Genomic DNA, 5,706 nt, shown 5'->3' with positions numbered 1-5,706 from the left:
AACGCGGGCGCCCCCAGCGGAAACGCGGGCGGCCGCGGCGGCACTGCAGGCCCCGGCGGCAACAAGCCGGCGCCGGGCGCCCGGCCGGTACGGCCGGCCGGCAGCCGCACCGGTCGACCGTCGGGTAAACGCAGCACGCGGCGGCGGTAGCGAATGTTGCACCGGCGCCGTGGGGGGACCCCCCGCCCGCAAGGGCGAGTGGTAGCGGTGGCCGCGGCAGTGGCGCTGGCCGGTCCGTTTGCGCTGTCGTCGTGCTCCAGCAGCGCCGCAAAGGACATCGCCTACGCGGTCGACGGCACCCTGGTCAGCTACAACACCAACACCGTCGCCGGCGCCGCGTCGTCGGGCCCGCAGGCGTTCGCGCGGGCGCTGACCGGGTTCGGCTACCACGGACCGGACGGGCAAATCGTCGGCGACCACGACTTCGGCTCGATCTCGATCGTGGGCAAGGCGCCGCTGGTGTTGGACTACCAGATCGCCGACAACGCCGTCTACTCCGACGGCAAGCCGATCACCTGCGACGACATGGTGTTGGCGTGGGCGGCGCAGTCCGGACGCTGGCCGTCGTTCGACGGGGCCAGCCGGGCCGGCTACAGCGACATCGTCGGCGTCGACTGCGTGGCCGGGCAGAAGAAGGCCCGCGTCACGTTCGGCACCGACCGGTCGGTCGTCGACTACGCGCAACTGTTCTCCGCGACGACGATGATGCCGTCGCACGTGATCGCCGACGAACTCGGCACCGACGTGACCGCCGCGATCCAGAACAACGACGGCCCGACCGTCGACCGGATCGCGCAGACCTGGAACACCACCTGGGACCTCAAGCCGGGCGTCGACGTGAAGCGGTTCCCGTCGTCGGGGCCGTACAAGCTGGACTCGGTGCGGTCCGACGGTGCGGTGGTCCTGGTCGCCAACGACCGGTGGTGGGGCGCCAAGCCGGTGACCCAGCGGATCACGGTCTGGCCCAGGGGAGCCGACATCCAGGACCGGATCAACAAGGGCTCGTTCGACGTCGTCGACATCGCCGCCGGCTCGTCGGGAACCGTCAACATCCCCGATGGCTACCAACGCAGCGAGTCGCCGTCGGCGGGCATCGAGCAGCTGATCTACGCCGGCCAGGGCCCGATGGCCGCACCGCCCGCGCGACGCGCGCTGTCCCTGTGCACGCCGCGGGACCAGATCGCGCAGAACGCTTCCGCGCCGATCGCGAATTCGCGATTGAGCGCCGACACCGACGACGCGTTCGGTACGGCCGAGAGCGCGGCTGAGGCAGACCAGTTCACCCGGTCGGACCCCGTCGGCGCGCGGGCGGCGCTCAAGAACGCTCCGCTGACCGTGCGCATCGGATACCAGGCGCCCAACGCGCGGCTCGCCGCGACCGTCGGCGCAATCGCCCGGGCCTGCGCACCGGCCGGGATCAGGGTCCAAGACGTCGCGTCGGACTCCACCGGCCCGCTGACGTTGAAAAGCGGACAGCTCGACGTGCTACTTGCCAGCACCGGCGGCGCGACCGGCAGCGGCTCGACCGGGTCGTCCGCGTTCGACGCCCACGAGCTGCGCAGCGGCAACGGCAACAACCTGTCCGGTTACGCCAACGCGCAGGTCGACGGCATCATCGACACGCTGACGGTGACCGCGGACCCGAAGGAGGTCTCGCGGCTGGTCACCGACGGCGCGCGGGTGCTGTGGGCCGAACTGCCGACGCTGCCGCTGTACCGCCAGCAGCGCACCCTGATCACATCGAAGAAGATGTATGCCGTGAACAGCAATCCAACCCGCTGGGGCGCGGGATGGAACATGGACCGTTGGGTGCTGGTGCAGTGACCCGTACCGAGGTGGCGGACCTGATCGCGTCGTTGACCCGCGAGGTCGCCGACTTCCCTTCGCCCGGTGTGCAATTCAAGGATTTGTCGCCGCTTTTCGCCGACGCGCACGGACTTTCGGCGGTCACCGATGCGTTGGCCGAGACGGCTTCGGGCGCCGACCTCATCGCCGGCATCGACGCCCGCGGCTTTCTGCTCGGCGCCGCCGTCGCGGTGCGGCTGGACACCGGGGTGCTGACGGTGCGCAAGGGCGGCAAGCTGCCGCCGCCGGTGCACAGCGCGACCTACCAGCTCGAATACGGCACCGCGACCCTGGAAATCCCGGCCGAGGGCATCGACCTGGCGGGCCGCACGGTCGTGATCATCGACGACGTGCTGGCCACCGGCGGCACGCTGCGCGCGACGGCCGGGCTGCTCGACCAGGCCGGCGCCGCCGTGACCGGTGCCGCGGTGGTGCTTGAACTCGCCGCACTCGGTGGCCGTGACGCCGTGGCGCCGCTGCCGGTCACCACCTTGCGCACCGTCTGAGGCGATATCCTCGATGAACGGGGCACGGTTGAGGCAGGAGGTGGTGACGATGGCCGACGACCGCAGCACCACGCAGGCCGTGCAGACGCCGCCGCAGCCCGGCCAGGTCCCCGACGCCGCGCCGACGGAAACCCCGAAGACCTCCAGCAGCGCGTCGCGGCGCGTGCGGGCCCGGCTGGCCCGCCGGATGACCTCACAGCGCAGCGCCGTCAGCCCGGTGCTCGAACCGCTCGTCGCGGTGCACCGGGAGATCTACCCGAAGGCCGACCTGACGCTGCTGCAGCGCGCCTACGAGGTGGCCGAAAAGCGGCATGCCGAGCAGTTTCGCCGCTCGGGCGACCCGTACATCACCCATCCGCTGGCGGTGGCCAACATCCTGGCCGAACTCGGCATGGACACCACCACGCTCGTCGCGGCGTTGCTGCACGACACCGTGGAGGACACCGGCTACACGCTGGAGGCGCTGACCGCCGACTTCGGCGAGGAGGTCGGGCATCTGGTCGACGGCGTCACCAAGCTGGACAAGGTCGTGCTGGGCAGCGCCGCCGAGGGCGAGACGATTCGCAAAATGATCATTGCGATGGCCCGGGACCCGCGGGTGCTGGTGATCAAGGTCGCCGACCGGCTGCACAACATGCGCACGATGCGGTTCCTGCCGCCGGAAAAGCAGGCCCGCAAGGCCCGCGAGACGCTGGAGGTGATTGCGCCGCTGGCCCACCGGCTGGGCATGGCGACGGTCAAGTGGGAGCTCGAGGACCTGTCGTTCGCGATCCTGCACCCGAAGAAGTACGAGGAGATCGTGCGGCTGGTCGCCGACCGGGCGCCATCACGCGACACGTACCTGGCCGAGGTGCGCGCCGAGATCATCTCGACGCTGAACGCGATGAAGATCAACGCGGTCGTCGAGGGCAGGCCCAAGCACTACTGGTCGATCTATCAGAAGATGATCGTCAAGGGACGCGACTTCGACGACATCCATGACCTGGTCGGCGTGCGCATCCTGTGCGACGAGATCCGCGACTGTTATGCCGCCGTCGGCGTTGTGCATTCGCTGTGGCAGCCGATGGCCGGCCGGTTCAAGGACTACATCGCCCAGCCGCGGTTCGGGGTGTACCAGTCGCTGCATACCACCGTCGTCGGCCCGGAGGGCAAGCCACTGGAGGTGCAGATCCGCACCCGCGACATGCACCGCACCGCCGAGTACGGCATCGCCGCGCACTGGCGGTACAAGGAAGCCAAGGGCCGCAACGGCGTTCCGCATCCGCACGCCGCCGCCGAGATCGACGACATGGCGTGGATGCGTCAGCTTCTCGACTGGCAGCGGGAGGCCGCCGACCCCGGCGAGTTCCTGGAGTCACTGCGTTACGACCTTGCGGTGCAAGAGATCTTCGTGTTCACGCCAAAGGGCGATGTGATCACCCTGCCGGCCGGGTCCACACCCGTCGACTTCGCTTACGCCGTGCACACTGAGGTCGGCCACCGCTGCATCGGCGCCCGCGTCAACGGCCGCTTGGTGGCGCTGGAACGCAAGCTGGAAAACGGCGAAGTCGTCGAGATCTTCACGTCCAAGGCGCCCAATGCCGGGCCGTCGCGGGACTGGCAGACGTTCGTGGTGTCGCCGCGCGCGAAGGCCAAGATCCGGCAGTGGTTCGCCAAGGAGCGCCGCGAGGAGGCCCTGGAGGCCGGCAAGGACGCGATCGCCCGTGAGGTGCGCCGCGGCGGGCTTCCATTGCAGCGCTTGATGAACGCCGAGTCGATGTCCGCGCTGGCCCGCGAGCTGCGCTACAACGACGTGTCTGCGCTCTACACCGCCGTCGGGGAGGGCCACGTCTCGGCGCGGCACGTGGTGCAGCGGCTGCTGGCCCAGCTCGGCGGCGACGACGAGGCCGCGGATGAACTCGCCGAGCGGTCCACCCCGGCGACGATGCCGGTGCGCCAGCGCAGCACCGACGACACCGGAGTCTCGGTGCCCGGCGCGCCGGGCGTGCTGACCAAGCTCGCGAAGTGCTGCACCCCGGTGCCGGGCGACAAGATCATGGGCTTCGTCACCCGCGGCGGCGGCGTCAGCGTGCACCGCACCGACTGCACCAACGCCGCGTCGCTGCAACAGCAGTCCGAACGCATCATCGATGTCGAGTGGGCCCCGTCGGCGTCGTCGGTGTTCCTGGTCGCCATCCAGGTCGAGGCCCTCGACCGGCACCGGCTGCTGTCCGACGTGACGCGGGTACTGGCCGACGAGAAGCTCAACATCCTGTCGGCGTCGGTGACCACCTCCGGGGACCGCGTCGCGATCAGCCGGTTCACCTTCGAGATGGGCGACCCGAAGCACCTCGGTCACGTGCTGAACGTGGTCCGCAATGTCGAAGGCGTCTACGACGTCTACCGCATCACCTCCGCGGCCTGACCCCCGTCCCGCGCGACACCCCTCCCGCGCGGGACGGCACGTTTGCGCGTGCTGGCCGCTGGTTATAACGCTGTTTGATGACCTTCGACCTCACACCGACGACCGCGCAACACGACTTGGCCCGACGCACCCACGAGTTCGCCGAGGACTGCATTCGCCCGGTTGCCGCCGAGTACGACCGCCGGCAGGAGTTCCCGTGGCCGGTTCTGGAGGAAGCGGCTGCTCGTGGGTTCTACAGCCCACTGTTCTACCGCGACCTGATCGGCGACCCGACCGGGTTGTCGCTGCCGCTGTTCATGGAGGAGCTGTTCTGGGGCTGCGCGGGAATCGGACTGGCGATCGTGATGCCGGCCCTGGCGCTGTCGGCGATCGGGCAGGCCGCTTCGCCGGAGCAGATGCTCCAATGGGCGCCGGAGTGCTTCGGCACGCCGGGCGATCTCAAGCTCGCGGCGCTGGCGATCTCCGAACCGCAAGGCGGCAGCGACGTGCGCAATCTGCGCACCCGGGCGCGCCGCGACGGCGACGACTGGATCATCGACGGCCACAAGATGTGGATCGGCAACGGCGGCATTGCCAACGTGCACGTGGTCAATGCGGTCGTCGACGAGGAACTCGGTCACCGCGGCCAGGCTCTCTTCGTGGTGCCGGGCGGCACCCCGGGCTTGGAAATGGTGCGCAAGCTCGACAAGCTCGGCTGCCGCGCGTCGCACACCGCCGAACTGCGGTTCAACAGCGTGCGCATCCCCGGCGCCAACCTGCTCGGCGGCGAGGAGAAACTCGAACACAAGCTGGCCAAGGCCCGGGAGGCGTTCGGTGCGCCGATCATCGACAACCAGGGCGTCGCGTTTCCACTCGCCGACCTCGCCACCGCAATCGACGCGGCGCGGCTGCTCACCTGGCGGGCCTCCTGGATGGCCGCGTCCGGCGTGACGTTCGAACGCGGCGAGGGTT

General features: G+C 69.7%; 4 protein-coding genes. All 4 read left to right on the top strand.

What is annotated here, in order from left to right; genetic code table 11:
- The first annotated feature begins 153 nt into the window (after window positions 1-153).
- Entirely contained in the window at window positions 154-1,824 is a 1,671-nt protein-coding gene (locus VE759_RS12025; protein WP_324932259.1) for an ABC transporter substrate-binding protein, read from the top strand.
- The gene (locus VE759_RS12020; protein WP_324932256.1) at window positions 1,791-2,351 is read left to right on the top strand and encodes an adenine phosphoribosyltransferase; all 561 of its coding nucleotides are present in this window, start codon (window positions 1,791-1,793) and stop codon (window positions 2,349-2,351) included. Before VE759_RS12025 ends, VE759_RS12020 begins: the two co-directional genes overlap by 34 nt.
- A gap of 49 nt (window positions 2,352-2,400) precedes the next feature.
- Window positions 2,401-4,755 (top strand): RelA/SpoT family protein, encoded by a 2,355-nt coding sequence (locus tag VE759_RS12015; protein WP_324932253.1) that lies wholly within the window; start codon window positions 2,401-2,403, stop codon window positions 4,753-4,755.
- A 77-nt stretch (window positions 4,756-4,832) separates the two neighbouring features.
- Window positions 4,833-5,706: acyl-CoA dehydrogenase family protein (locus tag VE759_RS12010; protein WP_324932250.1), on the top strand; the 874-nt coding region annotated here is incomplete at its 3' end.

The organism is Mycobacterium sp., assembly GCF_035640695.1.
Taxonomy (GTDB): domain Bacteria; phylum Actinomycetota; class Actinomycetes; order Mycobacteriales; family Mycobacteriaceae; genus Mycobacterium.
This window is presented reverse-complemented; position numbering and strand designations above follow the sequence as displayed.

Excerpts from the sequence above, each read along its gene's own strand:
- VE759_RS12025 (WP_324932259.1), top strand. The coding sequence starts at position 154 with ATGTTGCACCGGCGCCGTGGGGGGACCCCCCGCCCGCAAGGGCGAGTG.
- VE759_RS12020 (WP_324932256.1), top strand. The coding sequence starts at position 1,791 with ATGGAACATGGACCGTTGGGTGCTGGTGCAGTGACCCGTACCGAGGTG.
- VE759_RS12015 (WP_324932253.1), top strand. The coding sequence starts at position 2,401 with ATGGCCGACGACCGCAGCACCACGCAGGCCGTGCAGACGCCGCCGCAG.